Source organism: Flavobacterium collinsii (assembly GCF_902804485.1).
GTDB classification, from domain to species: Bacteria; Bacteroidota; Bacteroidia; order Flavobacteriales; family Flavobacteriaceae; genus Flavobacterium; species Flavobacterium collinsii.
Genome location: NZ_CADCST010000113.1, coordinates 52,452 through 74,743 on the forward strand (window position 1 = coordinate 52,452; position 22,292 = coordinate 74,743).

At 33.3% G+C, this 22,292-nt stretch carries 21 protein-coding genes; 9 read left to right on the plus strand and 12 right to left on the minus strand.

The features are described from left to right. Positions 1–44: 44 nt before the first annotated feature. The 9 genes from FLA105534_RS18690 (at position 45) to FLA105534_RS18730 (ending at position 9,088) form a co-directional block, all read left to right on the plus strand. Complete coding sequence (locus tag FLA105534_RS18690) at positions 45–1,133, plus strand: LptF/LptG family permease (protein ID WP_173967605.1); 1,089 nt, start codon at positions 45–47, stop codon at positions 1,131–1,133. Then, complete coding sequence (locus FLA105534_RS18695) at positions 1,120–2,007, plus strand: DMT family transporter (protein ID WP_173967606.1); 888 nt, start codon at positions 1,120–1,122, stop codon at positions 2,005–2,007. Before FLA105534_RS18690 ends, FLA105534_RS18695 begins: the two co-directional genes overlap by 14 nt. Positions 2,008–2,119: 112 nt before the next feature. Then, a complete protein-coding gene (locus tag FLA105534_RS18700) occupies positions 2,120–3,073 on the plus strand; it encodes an acetyl-CoA carboxylase carboxyltransferase subunit alpha (protein WP_173967607.1) in 954 nt (317 codons plus the stop codon). Between the two features lie 139 nt (positions 3,074–3,212). Further along, positions 3,213–4,757 (plus strand): replicative DNA helicase, encoded by a 1,545-nt coding sequence (gene dnaB, locus FLA105534_RS18705; RefSeq protein ID WP_173967608.1) that lies wholly within the window; start codon positions 3,213–3,215, stop codon positions 4,755–4,757. Between the two features lie 137 nt (positions 4,758–4,894). Next, positions 4,895–5,275 (plus strand): hypothetical protein, encoded by a 381-nt coding sequence (locus FLA105534_RS18710; protein WP_173967609.1) that lies wholly within the window; start codon positions 4,895–4,897, stop codon positions 5,273–5,275. A 3-nt stretch (positions 5,276–5,278) separates the two neighbouring features. Then, the gene (locus FLA105534_RS18715) at positions 5,279–5,911 is read left to right on the plus strand and encodes a hypothetical protein (protein ID WP_173967610.1); all 633 of its coding nucleotides are present in this window, start codon (positions 5,279–5,281) and stop codon (positions 5,909–5,911) included. 6 nt (positions 5,912–5,917) lie between these two features. Further along, positions 5,918–6,709 carry a sensor histidine kinase gene (locus FLA105534_RS18720; RefSeq protein WP_173967611.1) on the plus strand — a complete coding sequence of 264 codons (792 nt, stop codon included), beginning with the start codon at positions 5,918–5,920 and terminating at the stop codon, positions 6,707–6,709. A 113-nt stretch (positions 6,710–6,822) separates the two neighbouring features. After that, a complete protein-coding gene (locus tag FLA105534_RS18725) occupies positions 6,823–7,488 on the plus strand; it encodes a response regulator transcription factor (RefSeq protein WP_173967612.1) in 666 nt (221 codons plus the stop codon). Positions 7,489–7,828: 340 nt separating this feature from the next. Beyond that, complete coding sequence (locus tag FLA105534_RS18730) at positions 7,829–9,088, plus strand: asparagine synthetase B (protein ID WP_173967613.1); 1,260 nt, start codon at positions 7,829–7,831, stop codon at positions 9,086–9,088. A 1-nt stretch (position 9,089) separates the two neighbouring features. On the opposite strand, the gene FLA105534_RS18735 is transcribed toward FLA105534_RS18730, so the two are convergent. From FLA105534_RS18735 to thrS, 12 genes are all read right to left on the minus strand, one after another. After that, positions 9,090–9,893 (minus strand): endonuclease/exonuclease/phosphatase family protein, encoded by an 804-nt coding sequence (locus FLA105534_RS18735; protein ID WP_173967614.1) that lies wholly within the window; start codon positions 9,891–9,893, stop codon positions 9,090–9,092. 132 nt (positions 9,894–10,025) lie between these two features. Further along, entirely contained in the window at positions 10,026–10,193 is a 168-nt protein-coding gene (locus tag FLA105534_RS18740; protein ID WP_157495921.1) for a hypothetical protein, read from the minus strand. Between the two features lie 167 nt (positions 10,194–10,360). Further along, positions 10,361–11,029, minus strand: coding sequence for a response regulator transcription factor (locus tag FLA105534_RS18745; protein ID WP_173967615.1), 669 nt, complete (start codon positions 11,027–11,029; stop codon positions 10,361–10,363). A gap of 10 nt (positions 11,030–11,039) precedes the next feature. Beyond that, on the minus strand, positions 11,040–12,818 hold the full coding sequence (locus tag FLA105534_RS18750) for a tetratricopeptide repeat-containing sensor histidine kinase (RefSeq protein WP_173967616.1): 1,779 nt from the start codon (positions 12,816–12,818) through the stop codon (positions 11,040–11,042). Beyond that, a complete protein-coding gene (locus FLA105534_RS18755; protein ID WP_173967617.1) occupies positions 12,818–14,593 on the minus strand; it encodes a tetratricopeptide repeat-containing sensor histidine kinase in 1,776 nt (591 codons plus the stop codon). Before FLA105534_RS18755 ends, FLA105534_RS18750 begins: the two co-directional genes overlap by 1 nt. A gap of 3 nt (positions 14,594–14,596) precedes the next feature. Next, a complete protein-coding gene (locus FLA105534_RS18760) occupies positions 14,597–16,069 on the minus strand; it encodes a tetratricopeptide repeat protein (RefSeq protein ID WP_246253268.1) in 1,473 nt (490 codons plus the stop codon). Between the two features lie 415 nt (positions 16,070–16,484). Next, on the minus strand, positions 16,485–16,919 hold the full coding sequence (locus tag FLA105534_RS18765; RefSeq protein WP_173967618.1) for a carboxymuconolactone decarboxylase family protein: 435 nt from the start codon (positions 16,917–16,919) through the stop codon (positions 16,485–16,487). 214 nt (positions 16,920–17,133) lie between these two features. Further along, a complete protein-coding gene (locus tag FLA105534_RS18770) occupies positions 17,134–17,706 on the minus strand; it encodes a Crp/Fnr family transcriptional regulator (protein ID WP_173967619.1) in 573 nt (190 codons plus the stop codon). Positions 17,707–17,837: 131 nt separating this feature from the next. Next, the gene (gene rplT / locus FLA105534_RS18775; RefSeq protein WP_017498429.1) at positions 17,838–18,182 is read right to left on the minus strand and encodes a 50S ribosomal protein L20; all 345 of its coding nucleotides are present in this window, start codon (positions 18,180–18,182) and stop codon (positions 17,838–17,840) included. A 101-nt stretch (positions 18,183–18,283) separates the two neighbouring features. Then, positions 18,284–18,481 (minus strand): 50S ribosomal protein L35, encoded by a 198-nt coding sequence (gene rpmI / locus FLA105534_RS18780; protein ID WP_007810722.1) that lies wholly within the window; start codon positions 18,479–18,481, stop codon positions 18,284–18,286. A 133-nt stretch (positions 18,482–18,614) separates the two neighbouring features. After that, the gene (gene infC, locus FLA105534_RS18785; protein WP_072974136.1) at positions 18,615–19,166 is read right to left on the minus strand and encodes a translation initiation factor IF-3; all 552 of its coding nucleotides are present in this window, start codon (positions 19,164–19,166) and stop codon (positions 18,615–18,617) included. 22 nt (positions 19,167–19,188) lie between these two features. Beyond that, positions 19,189–21,135: a threonine--tRNA ligase gene (gene thrS, locus FLA105534_RS18790; protein WP_173967620.1), complete on the minus strand. Its 1,947-nt coding sequence runs from the start codon at positions 21,133–21,135 to the stop codon at positions 19,189–19,191. Positions 21,136–22,292: the final 1,157 nt, after the last annotated feature.

Below are 22,292 nucleotides of genomic sequence, written 5' to 3' on the forward strand. Positions count from 1 at the left end.
TTATTCGGTTAAACGGTTAAACAAATAATCGATTAAACTTTACTATGTTAACGATAATAGATAAGTATATTTTAAAAAGATATTTAGCCACATTTTCGGTGATGATCTTATTATTTATTCCGATTGGAATTGTAATTGACGTCTCTGAAAAGGTGAATAAGATGTTGGAAAATAAAATTCCGTTTAGCGCGATTGCAATCTATTATTACAATTTTACGGTTTATTTTGCGAACTCTTTGTTTCCGATATTTTTGTTTTTGTCGGTAATATGGTTTACTTCAAAACTGGCAAATAATACAGAGATTATTGCGGTTTTAAGTTCCGGAATTTCGTTTTCACGTTTTTTAAGACCTTATATTATTGGTGCTTCAATCGTTTCGGTTTTTGTGCTTTTAATGGGGTTTTTTATTGTTCCTGCAGCCAGCGAAGGGTTCAATAACTTTAGATATACTTATCTAAAAGGTAATGGAAAAGTAGAAATGCTTGGTAATAATACAAACGTATACAGACAGATTAACGACAACGATTTTATTTTTGTCAATAGCTTTAATGAAGAATCTAAAACAGCTTTTAATTTTACGTTAGAGCATTTTGAAGGTGAAAAGTTAACGTATAAAATTACTGCAAGCCGTATTAAATGGGATCCTAAAACAAAGACCTACAATTTGTACGATTATACAAAAAGAACGCTGGGAGAATTAAATGATCAGATCGAAAAAAATCCGGAAAAAAGGGTGGCTTTCAAATTTGAGTTGGCCGATTTAACTCCGGTAGTTTATATTGCAGAGACCCTTCCATTGGGCAAACTAATTGATTTTATTGAGAAAGAACGTAAAAGAGGTTCTGGGAATATTAATACCTATTTAGTCGTACTTTATAAAAAATACAGTGTACCCGTTTCTGCTTTTATCCTCACAATTATTGCTGTGGCAGTTTCGTCAATGAAACGTCGTGGTGGTATGGGAACCAATTTGGCTATCGGAATTGCAATAGCCTTCTCATTTGTATTTTTTGATAAAATATTTGGAACACTTGCCGAAAAATCTACCTTTTCACCTTTATTAGCTGTTTGGTTTCCGAATATTGTTTTCGGAATTTTGGCAGTTTACCTACTACGTAATGCGAAACGATAATTTAAAAAGTTATTTAAATCTTCATTTAATTGTTTTTATTTGGGGTTTTACAGCCATTCTGGGCGCTTTAATAACCATTGATGCCGAAAATTTGGTTTGGTTCAGGATGCTTCTTGCAGGAGTTTTTCTAGCCGCTTTTATTGTGTACAAGAAACAATCTTTTATAATTTCGGCCAGCTCTTTTGCGAAGCTAATTTTTGTGGGACTGTTGATTGCTCTTCATTGGATTTTCTTTTTTAGAGCCATTCATGTTTCCAATGTTTCGATTACGCTCTCGATATTTTCCTTAGGTGCTTTTTTTGCTTCGTTGTTAGAACCGCTTTTTTACGGAAGAAAGATTTTATTCTACGAGGTATTCTTCGGATTGATTATTATAGCAGGTTTAGCGTTAATAATGAAGGTAGAGGTGAAGTATCTGAATGGTATGTATTATGCGTTGGCAGCTATTATTCTGGGTGTTTTATTTACTTTAATGAACGGAAAATTAATAACAGAACATGATCCTTCGGTAATTACCTTTTATGAGTTTGCTGCGGGAGTTTTCTTTATTTCAATTTATTTTTTAGTACAGGGAAAATTCAATGCTGACTTTTTTACCATGTCGCTAAACAACTGGGGTTTATTACTTCTTTTGGCTTCGGTTTGTACCGCTTATGCCTTTACAGCTTCGGTGAAAGTTATGCAGAAGTTAACTCCCTATACGGTGATGTTAACGACTAATTTAGAGCCGGTTTACGGAATTGTACTGGCCTATTTCATTCTTGGCGGAAAAGAAAAAATGAGCACGGAATTTTATATTGGCGCCCTGATAATCGTAATTACAGTTATCTTAAATGGCGTTTTTAAACATTATAAAAATAAGAAAGAAGTGTAATAATTTCCTTATTTTTAAATTACATTTTTATATTTTAAATACGATTTAATTCAACCAATGATATAATATTTTTATATTTGCGGTTCGATTTACAAACAAAATTCAAAAATCCATGGAATATTTAGATTTTGAGCTTCCAATAAAAGAACTTGAAGAACAGTTAGAAAAGTGTGTTATAATTGGAAAAGAATCTGATGTTGATGTAACACCTACCTGCAAGGAAATCAACAAGAAATTAGAACAAACAAAGAAAGAAATATACAAAAATCTTACAGCCTGGCAACGAGTTCAGCTGTCAAGACATCCAAATAGACCTTATACTTTAGATTATATCAAAGCAATTTGCGGAGATACATTTTTAGAGCTTCATGGAGACAGAAACTTTAAAGATGATAAAGCGATGGTTGGCGGATTAGGAAAAATAAATGGTCAGTCGTTTATGATTGTTGGTCAGCAAAAAGGTTTTAATACAAAAACACGTCAGTATCGTAATTTTGGTATGGCAAACCCTGAAGGATACCGTAAAGCTTTACGTTTGATGAAAATGGCTGAGAAGTTTGGAATTCCTGTTTTAACTTTAGTAGATACTCCGGGTGCATACCCAGGACTTGAAGCTGAAGAAAGAGGTCAGGGAGAAGCGATCGCCAGAAACATTTTTGAAATGGTTCGTTTACAAGTTCCTATTATCACCATCATTGTTGGTGAAGGAGCTTCGGGAGGAGCATTAGGAATTGGTGTTGGAGATAAAGTATACATGTTGGAGAATACTTGGTATTCTGTAATTTCTCCGGAATCTTGTTCTTCAATTTTATGGAAAAGCTGGGAGTACAAAGAACGTGCTGCGGATGCTTTAAAATTGACTTCATCTGATATGAAAAAACAAAAATTAGTAGATGATGTGATCCCTGAACCACTAGGTGGAGCACACTACGACCGCGAAACTACTTTTAAAACAGTGGCGGAGTACATCACTAAAGGATATAATGAATTGAAAGACTTATCAACACATGATCTGATTGCCCAAAGAATGGACAAATACAGTAAGATGGGGGAGTATAAAGAGTAAATTCTTATAAATTAATTAAAATCCGAAGCCTTACAGTTTCGGATTTTTTTTTGGTTATGAACAAAAAAAACATATTTATAAACAATTAATAGTTATAACTCAATAGCAATTTTTTTTTAAATTTTGTTACTTTCGCTATATGGAAAATTTCAAAAATGTAAATCCTGTAAAGGTAGATAAAACCACAATTATTAGTTTAGAAAAAGGAAAACTTCCACCGCAAGTTCTTGATTTAGAGGAGGCTGTTCTTGGGGCAATGATGATTGATAAAAAAGGGGTTGATGATGTAATTGATATTTTGCAAGCTGATGCTTTTTATAAAGATTCACATAAATTTATTTTTGAAGCGATCGTTCAGCTTTTTACCGAAACACAGCCAATTGACTTGTTGACTGTTTCGACTCAATTGAAGAAGAATGGAAAATTAGAATTGGCCGGAGGAGATTTTTATTTAATTCAGCTGACTCAAAAAATTGCCTCTTCGGCGCATATCGAATTTCACTCTCGTATTATTCTTCAAAAATTCATTCAAAGAAGTTTGATTCGAATTTCATCTGAAATTATCGAAGCGTCTTATGATGAAACTGCAGATGTATTTGATTTGCTGGATCAGGCCGAATCAAAATTGTATGAAGTAACACAGGGAAACATCAAACGTAGTTCTGAAACTGCTCAGAGTTTAGTACTTCAGGCTAAAAAGAAGATCGAAGAAATTGCGAAACAAGAAGGTTTAAGTGGTGTTGAGACCGGTTTTACTAATCTGGACAAACTGACTTCTGGATGGCAGCCCAGCGATTTAATTATTATTGCAGCGAGACCTGCGATGGGAAAAACAGCATTTGTACTTTCGATGGCGAGAAATATCGCAATTCAGTACGGGCACGGAGTGGCTTTGTTCTCGCTGGAGATGGCCTCTGTTCAGCTGATTACGAGGCTTATTTCTTCCGAAACAGGATTGTCATCAGAGAAACTACGTACAGGTAAATTAGAGCCTCACGAATGGGAAATGTTGAGTACCAAGGTGAAAAACCTAGAAAAAGCTCCTTTGTTTATTGATGATACACCGTCACTTTCTATTTTTGACTTAAGGGCAAAATGCCGCCGTTTGGTTTCACAGCATGGTATCAAAATTATAATCATCGACTATTTGCAATTGATGACTGCCGGAGGAAATAATAAAGGAGGAGGAAATCGTGAGCAGGAAATCTCTACAATTTCCCGAAACTTAAAGGCTCTGGCAAAAGAGTTAAATGTACCTGTAATTGCACTTTCGCAGTTATCACGTGCTGTTGAGACGCGTGGATCAAGTAAGCGTCCACTTCTTTCAGATCTTCGTGAATCTGGAGCGATTGAGCAGGATGCCGATATTGTATCGTTTTTATACCGACCGGAATACTATAAAATTGAAGAATGGGACGATGATGAAGCATCGCCAACTACAGGTCAGGCTGAGATAATGATTGCTAAACACCGTAATGGTGGTATCGAAAATATTCGATTGAAATTTATCGGACATCTTGGTAAGTTTGATAACCTTGATGATTTTTCAGGAAGCTATGATGATTTACCGTCTAAAATGAATCATGAGGATAATCCTTTTATAACTAAAAACCTGCCTTCTGCCAATGAAGCTTTTGGTAGTAACTTAAACGACGACGACGACGACAGTGATGTTCCGTTTTAATAAAACAATTTAGCCTCATTTTGAGGCTTTTTTTATGTATAAATATTAATACTTTTCCTAGAAAATTCTGTAGTTTAGCCAAACAATTGCACAAAGCAATTCTAAATTAAATTTTAACCCAAAAACAAATTTAAATTATGTCAGAAGAAAAAAACTTAGGATCAGTTGAAGTCAGTTTAGCTGTAGGTCAGGAATGGGCCCGAAAATTTCGAAATGCGAAAGAAGATAATAAAAAGAAAGTTGATGCTTATTTAATTCCATTAGAGAGTATAAAACTGGTATTGGATCAGGATATTGATGCAGTACGTGCTTATGTGGGTATTAATAATGCAGGAGAGCAAAATTTAATGCTTGTTGGTACAAAACTGAACCCAAAAACAGGTATTTATGTAGATGTTTTCAAACAACAGCAATCTCTTGCAGGTGCAAGAACTGCTGGTGATGGAGAAGATGTTCTTTACGATGCATCTCGTCCATGTCCGCCATACACTGATCCGGATAGTCCAATGAACCAATAATAAATGGATAATTTTCTAATATTTTCAGGTTATTTTGTACTGTTAGTCAACCTGATTTTATATACATATAGCTTTTTCCTAAAGGAAAAAGCTAATGTTTTTTTTACAGCCTATGTTGTGTTTTTGTTTGTTATTCAATTCACGATGGAGCTGCTGTATCGCTTTCAGATTATTAATTTGTTCCTCGTAAATACTTATTTTATCGGACAAATGGTTTTATTAGGCCTGTTTTATAAATCAATTTTAGGAATTAAAAGACAAAAAGCATTTGTAGACTGGAGCTTGACGTTTATGTTATTAGTTCTGGCTATTCAGTGTTTAATTAATACAGATCAATTTTTTAAATTTAACTTGTTTGCAATTACAGCAACTTCTTTATTAAGCGTTGTTTATGCTTTATTGCATTTTTATAATATGCTAACGGATGACAGGCAGTATTATTACTTTACAATTGGATTGTCTTTTTACTTACTGGTAAGTACAGTTCTTTTTTTAGTTGGTAATCTTACCCTCGGATTAAGTGATGATTTGAAATATTTTACATGGAGACTAAATGCTTTTTTTGTAATGGTATATTATCTTTTTATTTTATATGAATGGAAAGTAAGTTTTAACCCAAAAAAAGAAAATAAATAACGAGATATGAGTGCAAGCCCGGTTTACGAAAAAGAGATAGTTGCCATAATCCTGTACACATCATGTTTTTTTATGATTGTGGCTTTTTTTTTAATAGCGTTTTTTTATTTTTCCAGAAAGAAAATTATCCAGAAAGAAGTAGAAAAAAGAGATCTGGAAATTCAATACCGTAAAGAACAAGTACATGCCGTTATTGTAACTCAGGAAGAAGAACGAAAAAGAATTGCACAGGATTTGCATGATGATATCAGTTCTAAGCTGAATATTGTATCATTAAATTCACATATACTCTCGTCGCCAAACTTAACCGAAGCGGAGATCAGTGAGATTACGGGAACCATTATAAGTCTTACCGCAAGAGCACTTGAGAACTCCCGAAAAATTGCACATAATTTATTGCCCCCTGTTTTTGAAAAATTTGGTCTGAATGCCGGTGTCCGTGAACTCTGTGATGAGTTTGAAAGCAGCAAGAAGGTAGAAGTGCATTATTACAATGAAATTGAATTTGAACCTAAAGATATTGATCGTCATTTGCATGTTTTCCGAATTTTGCAGGAACTAATGAACAATTCTTTACGTCACGGAAAAGCAACTGAAATTTGGATTGATTTTAAGATGGAAGATGAAATTCAGACTTGTTATTATAAAGATAACGGAATTGGTTTTGATACCGAGAATTCTGAAAATCAGAAAGGATTGGGGATGAAAAACATTGATAGCCGTATTTCTTTTTTGAAAGGAACAATCGAAATTCATTCTGAAACGGGCAATGGAATTAGCGTCGTTTTTACTTTTTAGGTTAAAATATGGTAATAAATTGGGTTTTTACTTAATATAATGCGGTTGTAGTACTTTTTTTCGCTTCATATTTTGTAATTTCGGCTTACCAAACGACCAAAAACAAAAATCAAATGAGTGCCGCTATTAAAATTGCTTTAGTCGATGACGAAGTTTTATTCCGTAAAGGAATTGCTTTTTTATTGCAAAGAGAAGATAATATCGATATTATCTTTGAAGCATCTAACGGAGAAGAACTTCTGTCTAATTTAGATAATTGCGTGATTAAACCAGAAATTATTATCATGGATTTGAAGATGCCAATTTTAAATGGTGTCGAGGCTACAAAAATTATCCGAAAATCATTTCCTGAAATTAAAATTATTGCGCTTACCAGTTATGACACAAAATCATTTATTGCCAATATGATTCAGGTGGGAGCAGTGGCTTATTTAATAAAAAATACTACTCCAAAAGATTTAATTCATACCATCAATCAGGTTGCCAAAAAAGGCTTTTATTATAATGAAAGCGTGCTTCAAACTATTCAGGAAACAATCATCTCCAGCAAGACTCCAAAAGGAAACCTGGAAACGGGCTTTCTTTCGCAGCGTGAAATAGAGATTCTTCAACTGATCTGTCAGCAAAAAACAACTTCAGAAATTGCAGACCATCTGTATTTGAGTCCCAGAACCGTAGAAGGACACCGTAACAACTTACTACTTAAAACTGAATCTAAGAATATTGCCGGTTTGGTAGTCTATGCAATTCAGAATGAAATTGCTGTTTTAACAATCTAAGTCTATTAGCTTGTTAAGTAATGTATTGAAAGTGCGTAGTACAAAACTATAATTAACACAAGTACAACGATTCCTATTTTTTGTATCATATTCAATCCCTTTGGTTCTTTATTACCATCATTAAGCTTCATGCCTTTGTCTTTTTCATTGATTATTTTGATGACCGGGGAGAGCAAATGTAAGGATAATGTGCTTTTGTGAAATAGGTGTTTCTACGTGATTTTAGCAATTGGGTATAATAATTTTCAAGTTTTTTTTTAACATTTTTAGCCTTATAAAACCAAAACATCTGTTGTGTTTTTCAAAGGTTCCTTTATATCTTTACTAAAATAAAATTCTAATGAAGAAGTGCTTAGTTTATATTTTCATATTGCTACTTTCGTTCACAGCAAAGGCCTCGTTTATTTTGCTTCCAATGGACGAGACTACACAACAGAACCATCTGAAAGCATACGGAATTACCTACTGGTGTTTAAGTAGAGATTATAAAGCAAGTTGGCTCTTAAATTATCGTGGTGGCTCATTTTTGCTTCCGGATGCCGATGAAATTCGTAAAGAATGTAAGATTAGAGGTGTGAGTTTTGAAATTCTTTCGGATGCTGAAGAGGCTTCCATATTAAATGATATTTCAAGTCCTTCCCAAAATATGGAATCTGTTATTTTAGAAAAAGCGCCTAAAATTGCAGTTTATACACCCAAAGGGAAACAGCCTTGGGATGATGCTGTAACATTAGTTTTAACATATGCCGAAATTCCCTTTACACCAATTTATGATGAAGAGGTTTTAAGTGATCAGCTGCTTCTTTATGATTGGCTGCATTTGCACCACGAAGATTTTACCGGGCAATATGGTAAGTTTTACTCTGCTTACAAAAATACGCCCTGGTACATTGAGCAGAAAAAAGATGCCGAGGCTTTGGCTGCAAAATTAGGATACCCTAAAGTTTCTCAGGAAAAAGGCGCTGTTGCAAAAAAAATTAGAGATTTTGTAATTGGAGGTGGGTTCATGTTTGCAATGTGCTCTGCCACGGATAGTTTTGATATTGCGCTTTCGGCAGATGGAGTAGATATTTGTGAAGCTATGTTTGATGGTGATGCCAGCGAATCTAATTATCAATCAAAATTGAATTACGGAAATTCATTTGCATTTAAAGATTTTACCTTAGAACGTAGACCAGAGGTTTATGAATTCTCAGATATTGACATGACTTCAAAACGTAAGATTCCTATGGAGAAAGATTATTTTTCTTTAATGGAGTTTTCTGCAAAATGGGATCCAATACCTAGTATGTTATGCCAGAATCATACACAGTTGGTGAAAGGGTTTATGGGACAAACCACCTCATTTGATACCGATTTGATAAAATCTAATGTTTTAATAATGGGAACTTGCGAGCTGAATGGAGAATCAAGATACATTCATGGAGAAAAAGGAAAAGGAATGTTTACTTTTTTCGGAGGTCATGATCCTGAAGACTTCCAACATCAGGTGGGAGATCCTCCTACTGTTTTAGATTTACATCCTAATTCTCCCGGGTATCGTTTAATTCTAAATAATGTTTTGTTTCCCGCAGCAAAAAAGAAAAAGCTGAAAACATAGTTTAATTCAGTGAAAATTCGATCCAAATTGGAATATGGTCAGATATTTTTCGCGCTTCCTGAAGCGAATTGAATTTTTTGTAGAATGAAACTATACCGGAATTAAGATAGGTTAGCGAATTTTTGTGATAAAAAATATTGTCAAATTCTGATGCCAGACAAACTGTTTCTTTGCATTCTTGTTTTAGGGTAGTTTTTTGATTTTGTAAAATAGAATTATATCCCATTTTTTTTAGCGGAGTAAATACAGAGTGAGATTGTGGGCAATTGAAATCACCAATAAATACCAAATTTAAATTAGGATATTCGTCTGGCAGCAATTTAAAGTATTTGATTTCAGTTTCGGGTTGTTTTTTTTTAGTAATAGCATGAAAATTAACCAATGTAACCGTTTTTTTATTGATTTCAAAAGTTCCCAGATAAGGTTCGCGATCAATTTCTAAATGGTATTTTTTTTCCAGCCAGGCATTTCCTTTCAGTTTTACTTTACTGGTTTTCCATATAAAAGCATAACGTTCTGTTTTATAACTGTTACCGCTAGTTGGATTGCTTATGGTATAATCCCATTTAGTTCCTTTATTATTTAAAAGCGCAACAAGTTTTGCAACAGCCTGTGAACCACCGTATCCTGCAACGACTTCCTGAATTGCAATAATATCATAAGCAAGAACAGTACTTGCTATGAAATTTAATTCGGATTCGGATTTTGATTTTCCTAAGTTCTCGATATTCCAGGATAGAATTTTAGTTTGTGAGTAGGTGAGAACTGAAAAAAAGAGGAAAGTAAAGCTAAATATATGTTTCATGCTGTATTTAAAAATTCAAATATAAGCATTTCGAAATTTGACTATTGTGTAAGTAAATAGTATTTTTAATTTCAATGAGAATCTTTCTTTGACAGATTCTCATTGAAGTTTTCAGTATCAGTAAATTTATGTTTAATGCTTTTTATACCTGTTTTTTAAAGCGGTACCAATTATTATAATTTGCAAAACAAGTAGTGCTGGTATAAAAATAATTTTCCAGTCTACTTCTAACCATCCTGTTTTTTCAGAAACGAAAGCAAAACTTAAAGACAGAAAAAGACAAAGTAACATTGTTTTCATTATGATCTTGTTTTTGGTTGTATTAATCTTCGAAACAAAAACCTGTAGAAAATTTCTTTTAAAACTATTTTTGTGTTTGATTTTCATTAGTTGACTAATAGATTCCACACAAAAGTAGATTTATTAAAATCCATTTCCTTACGGGAAACCGTAAAATAGGTTAAAAATTAGATTAAGCCAAAGTCTTTAGCAATGGCAATTAGATGCACATTGTTGTTTGCCTTAAAGTAAATTTTTAATTTATTAATGCGTTTTTCAATACTGCTGGTTCCGTTTGGAGTAATAGACGACGCTTTAAATTCGTTTGATATATTATCTAATATGTAACCTTGTGCGAGAAGTTTTAAAATTGAAATGTCGTAAGATTCAATTTCAAACAGTACTTTTTCGTTAAAACTAAAAGACAGATCTGAAGAAAGTATTCTCTCTTCATTTCTAAAGGTTCCTTCAATTGCTTTTCTTAATTCGGCAATACTATTTCGTCCTTTAGAGACGTAGGCATTAATACCTAAATCAAAAAAGAGTGATTTTATACGATAAGATTTGTCTTCAATAGAGAATACTATTTTTTTTAACTTGGGCTGTACTTCATTTGCCGCTTCAATTAGCTCTTCACCACCGTTTAAATTAATTTTACGATGATCCTGTTTAAAAGATAAATCAGTGATTAACAAATCGTACGGCTCATTATCTTTAATTGCCTTTTTAATTTTAATTAATCCGTCGTCACAATATTTGACGTGATCAATTATCGGAACTTCTAGTTCTTCAAGTGCTTGAATTACGGCGATGCTTATACCGTCTAAATCTTCGGCAACTAAAACTTTTGTGAACATATTTTTTTGTTTATATGGGGAAATTGAAACTTAATTTAAAACCTGTCTTAGAATTGGAGTCAAAAATAATATTTCCATTTATGGTTTTAATACGGCTTTCCACATTTTGTAGTCCATTTTTTAAAATTATTGATCTATTGTAGGCTCCAACCCCGTTATCATTGTAAACGACAACTATTTTTTTTTCAATATTTTTAAAATTTAAGTTAACTAAGGTTGCCTGACTGTGTTTTTTCATGTTCCCAAATAGTTCCTGAAGGATTCTGTATAGTATAATCTTTTTACTTTTTTCAATTTCATTCCAGGGAATTTGATCGTAACCATTCAGAATAATATTAAGATCGACTGTTTTAAATCCCGAAATCATTTCTTTTAAAGCGCTACTATAATTTTCGTCAGTCGTAATTGAGCTGTTTTCTTTAGAAATATTTCGTGCTTTTGAATAAATCTTATTGAGGTTATTTAATAACTGGTCTTTGTTTTCTTCTTGATTTAGATCAGCATGTGCTGAGAATTTTAACGTTTGATAGACATCTTGTTCCAATTCATCATGAAGTTTTTTTGATATTCGAATTTCACTTTGAAGAATAGCATCGTTCTTTTCTTTTCTGCTTTTAGAAATTAGATGAACAAAGACTAATAAACTTATCATAGTAGTGGAAAATATAATAATGTATGAAACAATATTTCGTTTTCTTTGTCTCTCTAACTGTAATTCGTTTTCTGCTTTTTGGCCTTTAAGTTGCAGGTTCTCTTCTTTATTCTGATTTGAACTGTATTTAATTGTCGAAAATTGATTTTTGGCTTTTCTTCTGGCAATAGTTATACTGTCTATTATCTTGATATAGGCCAGTGAATATTTTTTTAATTCAGGCCCTTCCGTTTTTGTAATTAATGATGATAATGAGTTTGCCTTAAATGTCGCCGAATTTATTTTACAGGCTGTGTGATACTCCTTTTCAGTATATAGTTTTGACAGTGCGGGATTTGTTTTAGAATAATACAAAGCAAGATTATTGTATGAATTAACCAATTCATAGTCTTCGTTCAACTTCAGTTTTATAGCCGCGCTTTTTTGAAGACAGTCAATGGCTCGTGGATCCCCGACTTTATAGTAACAGTATCCAAGATTTTCTAATAGAATGGCGTACGCATTATCTGTTTTTGCTGAATCGCTTTCATGTCTGATTTTTCGTGCTGCTAAAGGTTCCAGTATATCAATAACTTTTTTGTATTTTTTTTGATTGAGATAAATGTTGGATATATCACATAGAATTACTGCCCTTTTGTATGAAGAGGTAGCTAATTTTAATGCTTTTTTATGGTAGATTAATGCATTATGATTATCGTAAGTAAAATAGTAATTGTATGCTAAGAGCGTATAAGTGTTGTACGTAAATTTTGGCTTGCTTGTTTTTTTTAGATGAGGCAAAACCATTGCAATCGATTCTTCACAAGCAATATAATTGCTCATATTTTGTTGTAGATTAGCGATGGATAAATAGGAGTAAACATACTCATCTGCATAATTATCTATAGGTTTGCATAACTGAATGGCTTTTTTGTAATAAAAATAGGAATCGGCGTAGGCTCCTTTGTCGAATAGTTTGTCACCCTGATCGATATTTTTTTTGATTTCGGCAGATTTTTTTTTATTTGCGATTCGTATTTCGTTGGTTTCAGTTTTTTGAAATTGATACGAAAATGCCACAGCGACCGATGCCAAAACCAACAAAGCAAAAATGAATGCTAAGAATATTTTATTTTTTGTGAAATAATTGGTTTTCATTATCGCAATGGTAATTTTATTTCTACTTTAATACCTCTTTCTGTTATCGAAAGAATATCAATTTCTCCTTTGATATTTACAATACGGTTTTCAATATTGACTAAATCCTTTTTTAAAATTATTGATCTGTTGTAGGCTTCAACCCCGTTGTCACTGTAGAGTACAACTATCTTTTTTTCAAAATTTTTAAATGTCAGACTTACTAAGGTCGGCTGGCTGTGCTTTTTCATGTTAGCAAATAGCTCCTGAAGGATTCTGTAAAGTATAATCTTTTTACTTTTTTCAAGTTCATTCCAGGAAATCTGATCGAAACCATTCAGAATAATATTTAAATCGGCTGTTTTAAACCCTGCAATCATTTCTTTTAAAGCGGTAGAAAAGCTTTCATTTGTGGGTACGAAGCCATTTTCTTTTGAAATGTTTCGTGTTTTTGTGTAAATCGTATGTAAATTATTTAACAGTTTTTCTTTGTTCTCGCGTTTCTGCAAATCGGCAGTTTCAGCAAACGTCAAGCTATGATAAACATAATTGGTGAGTTCGCATCTTAATTTTTCTGATATTCGTAATTCGCTTTCGAATATTGCCTTGTTTTTTTCTTTTCTTCCTTTTGATTTTAAATGAAAGTAAAGGAATGCCACAAAAATTAGAATGAGTACAATAATAATGGGTAAAATAATATTGTAAATTTTTTGTCTCTCTATTTCTAATTCACTTTCTGCTTTGTAGGCCTTAAGTTGTAGATTTTCAGTATTGTATTTTTTAAAATAATATTTAATCCGAGCGAACTGTTTTTTTGATTTATGACTGGCTTTGGTAATACTATCAGCAAGTTGAATAAATTGTGTTGAATAATTTTTTAAATCATTTCCGCTGGTGGTTTTGCTTAATGTTTTTAAGCTCTGAAGTTTGATAACAGGGTCATTTATTTTGTCTGAATAAAAGTATGCTTTTTTTGCATATGTAGTAGCTAGAGATAGGTCACGGGTCTGAAAATATTCAGCAAGATGTAGATAGCTATACGAAATTCCATCATATTCCTTTAGTTTTAATTGCATGGCCAAGCTTTTTTTGTAATAATATAGAGCTTCGAGTTTTCCCTGAGCGTGATAGCAGGATCCTATATGACTTAGTATTCGGGCATGTTCAATATCATTTAGAACTTTATCAGTTTTGCAGATTGTTGTAAGTTTTGATAAAGGAATTAATATGCTTATTGCAAGATTGATTTTTTTTTGTCGGATATAAACTGTACTTATATTGTTCAGAACACTTATTTTTCTATAATAACTGGTTTTAAGATGCAAGGCTTTTGTATAATACAGGAGGGCGTTGTTGCAATCGAAAGTATAATAGTAATTAGCAGCAAACTGTTCATAAACATTCGCTGCGAACCTTGGTTTCTTAATTTTCTTTAAATAAGGCAGGGTCTTTAGTAGTGACGTTTCACTAGCAATATAATCACCTTGGTATTGCTCTACATTAGCCATACAGGTTAAAGCGTAGACATAATCTACGTAATCTGTTTCAGGGTTGCAAAGGGATTGGGCTTTGTTGTAATAATAATAACAACTGTCGTATTTATAAGTATCCATCAGAATATCTGCTTTCTCGAGAATTCTTTTTATTTTGGACGAATTATCTTTGCTTCTTAATTGAGTTTGATTTGAGTTTGATTTTAAGAGATAAAGTGTACTTGCAAGTATTATTAGGATTAAAATTGCGAATAAATATTTTAAAGCAATTTTATTTTTTAAAAAATTTAAAATCTTTCTCATCTTTTAAAAAGGAAATTTAATAAAAACTCTAAATCCTTTTTCTGGAGCAGAATCAATATCTATTTCTCCTTTTATTGCCAGAACTTTGCTTTCTACATTATGAAGTCCATTTTTAAATATCATGTTATTTACATCGATACCTTTTCCGTTATCAGTATAATTAATAATGATGTTTTTGTCTAAGGTTTTAAAATTGATTTCTACCAATGTAGCATTACTGTGTTTTTTCATGTTTACAAGTAATTCTTGTAAAACTCTGTAGATTGTTACTTTGGTATTCTTTTCAATATCTTGCCAATTAATTGAATCTAAATTATTTATTGCAAGGTTGATGTTCGTAGTGTTAAATCCTATAATCATTTCATTTAATACTGAAGCAAAATTTTTGTCGGTAGTGATAGCGGTGTTTTCTTTTGATATATCTCTTGTTCGGGCATAAATTGCGTCCAGATTATTCAATAAATGATTCCTGTTTTCAGCCAGTGCAAGGTTTTTATTTTCTGCAAATGCCATCGTATGGTAGATATCGTTGGCAAGCTCGTCATGAAGTTTTTTTGCAATTCGGGTTTCGCTGTTATAAGTAGCTTCTATTTTTTCTTTAGTCCCTTTTGAACTCAAATAGAAATATAGAACTGTAACTAAACTTAAACAGAAAGCAATAATAATATAAGAGATGATATTTCTGTTTCGTTGTCTTTCAAGTTGTATTTCGTTTTCTAGCTTATGCGTTTTGAGTCTTAAATTTTCGTTCTTTTCTTTTCTGGAGTCGTATTTGATTTTAGCATATTGATTTTTGGCTTTTTGTCTGACTTCGAAAATACTGTCAATTAAGTTTACATAAATGATAGAGTATTTTTTTAATTCTTGGTCTGAGCTATTTTTGATGATTAGTTTTAAAGAAGATAGACGTTCGTCGATATTATTGATGCTCCTAAATCTCTCATAGCTTAAAAGCATATATTTTTTGGCTAATGCAGAATTACTTTCTTCGTAAAATTCGGCAAAATGCTGGTAGCTTTTTCCTAAGTCAAAAGAGAGATTTTGTTTTTGTCTTATTTCGAGACTTTTTTTGAAATAGTATAAAGCTTCATCTAAGTTATGTGTTTTAAGATAACAATACCCAATATTGTCTAATGCTTTTCCCTGGAATTGATTATTATCTACAACTTCTTTCTTTGTTATCAAAAACAGAAAAATCTGGAGTGCCTCGTAATACTTTTTTTCTTCCATTAAGATCACTGCGATGTTGTTTTTGGCAGTTAGCTTTCTCCACTCTTCTGTCTTTAGCCGTAGAGCCTTTTGATTATAAAGTATGGCATTTTTATAATCGTAGGTATTTAAGTAGTTGATGCTTAAAATAACATAAGTACTCCATATTTGTGACTGTTTCTTTGCATGTTTTAGATGGGGCAATGCTTCTTTGATCGTATTCTCACTGCCGACATAATCAGCATGATCTTGCTGGATCTCTGCCATGCGGTTCAGTGAGTTAATGTAGTTTTCTGAATCTGTTACAGGGTTACAGAGGAATTTCAGTTTATTGTAGTAAAAAAATGCGCTGTCAAATTCTTTTTGATTATAAAAACGATTTGCAGTAACCAGCGTTTGGTTAACTTCACCTTTTGTATTTTGTAATTTTGGGATATTTGAAGTCTTTTTCTGGCAGGAAAAAAGAAATAAAAAAGTAAAGATAATATAAAGGAAAGTCCGCATTCTGTAAGGTATCATGAGCCAAAAGTAAAGAATTATAGTTCTTAAAAAAGCGTATAAATACCTGTTTTTATTTAATTTTTATTTTTTATTTTGGAAGGTTATTTTAAGAAAAAACAGACAAGGCTTTGATAAAATAAAGCTTTGTCTGTATTAGTGGGTTAATTTCTTCGGGAATTGATTAGGAAACTCTCAATCCCGTAGTTATAGCGATTCTGTTCCAGGAGTTAATCGTAATGATTGCCAGAATAATTTCGGCAAGATATTGATCATCGAATAAACTTGCGGCATTTTGATAAGTGGCATCCGAAACGTGATGGCTAATTAATGTAACTTCTTCCGTTAGGGCTAAAATGGCTTTTTCCTCCTCCGTATAAATATCAGTATCACGCCAGGCGCTTAACAGGTAGATACGCTGTTCAGAAATACCGTGTTTGCGTGCATCAACGGTATGCATGTTAATACAATGGGCACATCCGTTTATTTGGGAAGCACGAATTTTAATCAACTCTTTGTGTACAGGCGTGAGTGAAGTAGTCGAAATGTATTTTTCTAAGCTAAGTAATGCTTGATATGCTTGAGGAGCTGCTGTTGGGATAGGGATTCTTGGTTTCATTTGAAGTGTTTTTAAAAGTTTGATACAAAGATCATGGATATCTGCTTTGAAAAACTTGAACTACTTCAAGAAAAATATTGAGTTGCTGAGATTCTGAAATACTAAGGTTCTGAGTTCGCTAACGATGTTTATAAAAGGACAGGATTTTTTTTGATACTCTAAAAACCAAAAGAAGCTTAGTAGCTTAGTATCTGAGAACCTTAGCTTCTTACAATTAAACTTTCCCTGCTCTGATTTTACTCATAAATTCAGCTGAGAAATCAAGGTAGGAGGCAAGCATGTATTGCGGAACGCGCTGAACGAACTCAGGATTCAGATTATTAAAGTGGTGATATCTTTCTTCTGCCGACATCGTGAACAGAAATTTAATGCGCATTTGTGCTGCTCCAAAAGACTTCTGTGAGACAATACGAAAGTAGCGCTCCAATTTCGGAATTTGAATGAATATCGATTCCAGTACAGATTTTTCTAATGCGATGACCTCAGAATTCTCTACAGCCTGGATATAAAAGTGAGAAGGAACGTGGTTGTGGTAGCTTAGATAATCTGTAATCCACCAGCTTTCAATTCCAAATTGCAACGTTTGTTCTGTTCCTTTGGAATTAATGATATATTGGCGCATACATCCTTTTACGATAAAATACAAAGTGTTGCAAGCCTGTCCTTCTCGGAGTACGTGGTCTTTCTTTTTAATAGTTGTTAAACTTAGGGCTGATTCTAAAAGATCAATTTCAGAAGCTTCGAGGGATACAAACTTTTCTATATGTGAAAAAAGAGCGGTATACATTTTTATAGGTTTTATACAAATGTAGTTTTAAAAATTAGAATTTGGTAAACCCGTTTAAAGCAAAAAACCATTCGCATTGCGAATGGTTTTTCTATGATAAGTAAGTAATCTAAATTGAGTTTATAAAACGTTTATTTTACTTTATTAAGTATTGCTTTGAAAGCTTCAGGGTGGTTCATCGCTAAATCTGCAAGAACTTTACGGTTCAATTCGATTCCGTTAGCTTTTACTTTCCCCATGAATTGAGAATAAGACATTCCTTCTAATCTAGCTCCAGCGTTGATACGTTGAATCCATAAAGCACGGAAATTTCTTTTATTCTGTTTTCTGTCACGGTAAGCGTAGCTCATCGCTTTCTCTACCGCATTCTTAGCAACTGTCCAAACGTTTTTACGTCTACCAAAGAAACCTTTGGCTTGCTTCATTATTTTTTTTCTTCTTGCTCTTTTAGCAACTGAATTTACCGATCTTGGCATAATTTTAATGTGTTTTTGTAGCAGGCGTCCTGAATTGAATCAAAGGAACTTAAAAGCCGTACTCCAAGGTTATATAAATAATTTTTTAACCTAAAGAATTATTAGATAATTCTTAATTGTTGTTTGATGCTTTTCATATCTGTTGAGTGAACTAGCGCTGAGTGTGTCAAAGCCAATTTACGTTTTTTAGATTTTTTAGTCAAGATGTGACTTTTAAAAGCATGCTTTCTTTTAATCTTTCCAGAACCAGTAACTTTAAAACGTTTCTTGGCGCTAGATTTTGTTTTCATTTTAGGCATTTTTCCTAGTGTTTTAATTTATTCTTACTTACTTATATCTTCAAAAGCTCTAGGCTTTAGGCTTTAAGCTTTAAGCAGGAGTTTAAATAAACTATTTGCTTAAAGCTTATTGCTTATTGCTTAAAGCAAATAATTATTTTTTCTTCTTCGGAGCAATGAACATAATCATTCTCTTTCCTTCCAAAACAGGCATCGCTTCAACTTTACCATGCTCTTCCAGATCCGTTGCCAAACGTAATAACAAAATCTGACCCTGATCTTTATAGATGATAGAACGTCCTTTAAAGAATACGAATGCTTTTAGCTTAGCACCTTCTTTAAGGAACTTCTCTGCATTTTTTCTTTTAAATTCGTAATCATGCTCATCCGTTTGAGGGCCAAATCGAATTTCTTTTACGACAACTTGCGTAGACTTAGCTTTTAACACCTTATCACGTTTCTTTTGTTCGTAAACGAATTTCTTGTAATCCATGATTTTACAAACCGGTGGCTCAGCATTTGGCGAAATCTCAACTAAATCCAGTTCAAATTGATCCGCTAATCGTAAAGCTTCAGCAAGCTTAAATACACCTGGTTCGATGTTTTCGCCTACTAATCTTACTTCTTGTACACCACGAATGTTATTGTTTATTCTGTGGGCATCTTTTTTTTCTACTCGAGGTTGGTAACCTCTGTTGCTTCTTATTGCTATGACTTTATAATTTAAGTTAAACTGTAAAAACTTTTAATGTCTTTTTTATTTCTTCGTTTACAATAGCGACAAATTCATCAATTGTAACTGTAATATTGCCTTTTCCTTCTTGCCCGTGACGACGGATAGAAACAGTTCCATTTTTCTCCTCTTCCTCACCAACAATAAGCATAAATGGAGTTTTCTGCATCTCAGCATCTCTAATTTTCTTGCCGATAGTTTCGTTTCGGTTGTCAATTAGGGCGCGAATTTCGTGATTTTCTAGCAAATCTAAAACTTTTTTAGCATATATTTCGTATTTCTCGCTCAAAGACAAGATTATAGCTTGCTCAGGCATTAGCCAAAGTGGGAAATTTCCTGCAGTGTGCTCTAGTAAAATTGCAATAAAACGTTCCATTGATCCAAAAGGAGCTCTGTGAATCATAACCGGACGGTGTAATTCATTATCCGCACCTTTGTAGGTTAATTCAAAACGTTCAGGTAGATTATAATCTACCTGAATGGTCCCTAATTGCCATTGTCTTCCTAAAGCATCTTTTACCATAAAGTCAAGCTTCGGACCGTAAAAAGCAGCCTCGCCATATTCTACAACAGTATTTAATCCTTTGTCAGCGGCGGCATTGATAATGGCATTTTCAGCTTTCTCCCAGTTTTCATCAGTACCAATATATTTATCTCTGTTCTCTTTATCTCTTAAAGAAATTTGAGCAGTAAAGTTTTCAAAGCCTAATGATCCAAAGACATAAAGTACTAAGTCGATTACTTTTTTGAATTCTTCATCCAATTGTTCCGGAGTACAGAAAATGTGTGCGTCGTCCTGAGTGAATCCTCTCACGCGAGTTAATCCGTGTAATTCACCAGATTGCTCATATCTATATACTGTACCAAATTCAGCATAACGCTTAGGTAAATCTTTGTATGACCAAGGTCTTACATTGTAGATCTCACAGTGGTGAGGACAGTTCATAGGCTTTAATAAAAACTCTTCGCCTTCGGCAGGAGTATGTATCGGTTGAAAACTATCGGCACCATATTTTGCATAGTGACCAGAAGTAACATAAAGTTCTTTTTGCCCAATATGTGGAGTAACAACTTGCTCGTAACCGGCTTTCTTTTGAGCTCTCTTTAAAAATTGTTCTAAACGATCTCTAAGTGCAGCGCCTTTTGGTAGCCATAATGGCAAGCCTTGTCCTACTTTCTGAGAGAAAGCAAACAGTTCAAGTTCTTTTCCTAATTTACGGTGATCACGACGTTTTGCTTCTTCTAAAAGTTCAAGATATTCAGTCAGGTCTTTTTGTTTAGGGAAAGAAGTTCCGTAAACACGTGTCAGCTGTTTGTTTTTCTCGTCACCTCTCCAGTAAGCACCGGCAACACTCATCACTTTCATTGCTTTGATGATTCCAGTATTCGGAATATGTCCACCACGGCATAAATCAGTAAAAGTAGCGTGATCGCAAAATGTAATTGTTCCGTCTTCAAGATTTGAGATCAATTCCGTTTTGTAAACGTTGTCTTTGTACATCTCTAAAGCATCGGCTTTACTAACAGGACGCATTTTAAATTCGTGTTTTCCTCTTGAAATCTCAAGAACACGATCTTCGATCTTTTTAAAATCAGCGTCAGAAATCTTTTGGTCTTCAAAGTCAACATCATAATAGAAGCCGTTCGCAATTGCAGGTCCTAGAGTTAGTTTAATTCCAGGGTACAATTCTTCAAGGGCTTGTGCCATTACGTGTGAGGTTGAATGCCAGAAAGCTTTTTTTCCTTCAGCATCATTCCAGGTATATAAAGTAAGACTACCGTCGGTCGTCAATGGAGTTTCGGTTTCAATTGTTGTACCATTAAAAGATGCCGAAATCACGTTTCTTGCAAATCCTTCACTAATGCTTTTCGCAACCTCCATCGGAGTTATGCCTGAAGCAAACTCTCTAATTGACCCGTCGGGTAAAGTAATCTTAATCATTGTTTATAATTTTGTGAATGCAAATATAACGCATTACAAAAATACATACAATACATATATACATGTTTATACTAATATATAAGAGTAATATTTATAATTATCCTCAAGTGTATTTTTTACTATTATATATAAGAGTGTGTTTATTGATTCTGGAGATAGGTTTGGGGGAGGGGATATGTTGGTTTTTGTTGTTTCTTATATATAAGGTAAGGTTTCGTATCGGGAACCCGACAGTTTGTATATATAATGGCAACTATGTTTGTTTGTCTAAAGTCAAAGTCTTTAAGTGTTGGAATTTAGTTTTAAGTTTTAGGAGCTATTCCTGCTATTCGTTCCAATCTTTTGTGCCGAACACCGGCACAAAAGGATTTTTACTGCTATCAGGGCTAGGGGAGCGGCTTTTAAAAGAGGTTTGCTGTAATAAAAGAGAAATAAAACGCTTCAAAAGCAAAACTTATGGCTTAGTGTTTTTGCGAGATTAGCAAAAAACCGGTAAAACAGCAGAAAAAGAACCTTCACGTATTAGTGCCTTCGTGGTAAAACGGCCAAAATCGCCACAAATGGTCAAAACAATAAAAGAAAGTAAAAAACTTTAGACTGTAAAAGCTGTTATATCAGCAACTTGTAAAAAAGATTCAAAATAGTTCGATAAAAAGCTTGCAGAACTCAATAAAGTGACTACTTTTGCACCCGCAACAGCGATAGACGTTCACTGAAATACTGACAAGCAAACGAATTAAAACGAAAAGAAATTTTCAAAAAAAGATTCGAAAAAGCTTGCGAGTAAAGAAAGAAAATTTTAAGTTTGCACCCCGCAAAACACGGGAAGCTCATTGAAAGACTGGTAGGGGTAGAAGGAAAAAAGGAAAGAAATTTTCTTAAAAAAAACTTCAAAAATCTCTTGCCATTTAGAAATAAGTTTTCTACTTTTGCACCCGCTTTGAGAAACAAGCGAAACAATAAAGAGAAACACGTTCGTAGACATATTGAATTGACAGCCGTTTTAACAGAGATGTTAAAACAAAAGAATAAGAGTAAATGAATCGAGAGATTCGAATAGAACCGATAGATAAAGCATCGCAATATAATATAAAAAATATACGATGAAGAGTTTGATCCTGGCTCAGGATGAACGCTAGCGGCAGGCTTAACACATG

Bases quoted from the DNA above. Each gene is read 5' to 3' on its own strand.
- rplT (WP_017498429.1), bottom strand. From the start codon at position 18,182: ATGCCAAGATCGGTAAATTCAGTTGCTAAAAGAGCAAGAAGAAAAAAA.
- FLA105534_RS18725 (WP_173967612.1), top strand. From the start codon at position 6,823: ATGAGTGCCGCTATTAAAATTGCTTTAGTCGATGACGAAGTTTTATTC.
- FLA105534_RS18695 (WP_173967606.1), top strand. From the start codon at position 1,120: ATGCGAAACGATAATTTAAAAAGTTATTTAAATCTTCATTTAATTGTT.
- FLA105534_RS18750 (WP_173967616.1), bottom strand. From the start codon at position 12,818: ATGAAAACCAATTATTTCACAAAAAATAAAATATTCTTAGCATTCATT.
- thrS (WP_173967620.1), bottom strand. From the start codon at position 21,135: ATGATTAAGATTACTTTACCCGACGGGTCAATTAGAGAGTTTGCTTCA.
- rpmI (WP_007810722.1), bottom strand. From the start codon at position 18,481: ATGCCTAAAATGAAAACAAAATCTAGCGCCAAGAAACGTTTTAAAGTT.
- FLA105534_RS18735 (WP_173967614.1), bottom strand. From the start codon at position 9,893: ATGAAACATATATTTAGCTTTACTTTCCTCTTTTTTTCAGTTCTCACC.
- FLA105534_RS18720 (WP_173967611.1), top strand. From the start codon at position 5,918: ATGAGTGCAAGCCCGGTTTACGAAAAAGAGATAGTTGCCATAATCCTG.
- FLA105534_RS18690 (WP_173967605.1), top strand. From the start codon at position 45: ATGTTAACGATAATAGATAAGTATATTTTAAAAAGATATTTAGCCACA.
- FLA105534_RS18730 (WP_173967613.1), top strand. From the start codon at position 7,829: ATGAAGAAGTGCTTAGTTTATATTTTCATATTGCTACTTTCGTTCACA.
- FLA105534_RS18700 (WP_173967607.1), top strand. From the start codon at position 2,120: ATGGAATATTTAGATTTTGAGCTTCCAATAAAAGAACTTGAAGAACAG.
- FLA105534_RS18760 (WP_246253268.1), bottom strand. From the start codon at position 16,069: ATGGCAGAGATCCAGCAAGATCATGCTGATTATGTCGGCAGTGAGAAT.
- FLA105534_RS18745 (WP_173967615.1), bottom strand. From the start codon at position 11,029: ATGTTCACAAAAGTTTTAGTTGCCGAAGATTTAGACGGTATAAGCATC.
- FLA105534_RS18770 (WP_173967619.1), bottom strand. From the start codon at position 17,706: ATGTATACCGCTCTTTTTTCACATATAGAAAAGTTTGTATCCCTCGAA.
- FLA105534_RS18765 (WP_173967618.1), bottom strand. From the start codon at position 16,919: ATGAAACCAAGAATCCCTATCCCAACAGCAGCTCCTCAAGCATATCAA.
- FLA105534_RS18740 (WP_157495921.1), bottom strand. From the start codon at position 10,193: ATGAAAACAATGTTACTTTGTCTTTTTCTGTCTTTAAGTTTTGCTTTC.
- FLA105534_RS18755 (WP_173967617.1), bottom strand. From the start codon at position 14,593: ATGAGAAAGATTTTAAATTTTTTAAAAAATAAAATTGCTTTAAAATAT.
- dnaB (WP_173967608.1), top strand. From the start codon at position 3,213: ATGGAAAATTTCAAAAATGTAAATCCTGTAAAGGTAGATAAAACCACA.
- FLA105534_RS18710 (WP_173967609.1), top strand. From the start codon at position 4,895: ATGTCAGAAGAAAAAAACTTAGGATCAGTTGAAGTCAGTTTAGCTGTA.
- FLA105534_RS18715 (WP_173967610.1), top strand. From the start codon at position 5,279: ATGGATAATTTTCTAATATTTTCAGGTTATTTTGTACTGTTAGTCAAC.